The sequence below is a fragment of the Parabacteroides sp. MSK.9.14 genome (assembly GCF_019041495.1).
Taxonomy (GTDB): Bacteria; Bacteroidota; Bacteroidia; order Bacteroidales; family Tannerellaceae; genus Parabacteroides; species Parabacteroides merdae.
This window is the reverse complement of sequence record NZ_JAHPXO010000136.1, coordinates 1-502: the sequence shown is the minus strand read 5'-3', so window position 1 is coordinate 502 and position 502 is coordinate 1. Positions and strand designations below refer to the sequence as shown.

The 502-nt window shown below is 45.0% G+C and carries 1 protein-coding gene; it reads right to left on the bottom strand.

Annotation, left to right across the window (positions count from 1 at the left end):
* Positions 1–144: 144 nt before the first annotated feature.
* A partial coding sequence (locus tag KTG12_RS21495; protein ID WP_046452451.1) for a DUF1573 domain-containing protein occupies positions 145–502 on the bottom strand: 358 nt, incomplete at its 5' end.

Genomic DNA, 502 nt, shown 5'->3' with positions numbered 1-502 from the left:
CAAGATAGCCAAATGATGTACTGAACTTGCATCATTCTGTTTTGTCCGGTTTATATTACCATCATACACCTCCTTTCTAAGGGGTTTCGGGGAGCTTGCCGTCGTAGTTTCTGAGGCTTTTCAGGCAGGCTCCCTTTCGTTCAATTACTGAACTTGGCCTCTTATTTTTACTTTGACAGGACTTGCTGTGTTACATTTAAGTGTGACGATTTCATCGAAAAAGCCTGTGTCTTTCGGTGTCATCCTGACTTCAATACGAAGCCGCTCTCCCGGCTTCGCTGGGTGTTTGTCATAGTTTGCAGTCGTACAACCGCAAGTGGTACTGATATCCAATATGACAAGGGGATTGTCTCCCGTGTTTTCTATTTCAAAAACAGCCGTTTTCTCTTCGGATTTCGAAAATGCGCCGAAGTCTACTTCGCTGTTTATGGCTTTTGCCGTCGTTTTGATCCGGTCGCGCCCCGGTGATATTTTCCCGGTCATCTGTTTCAAATACAAATCC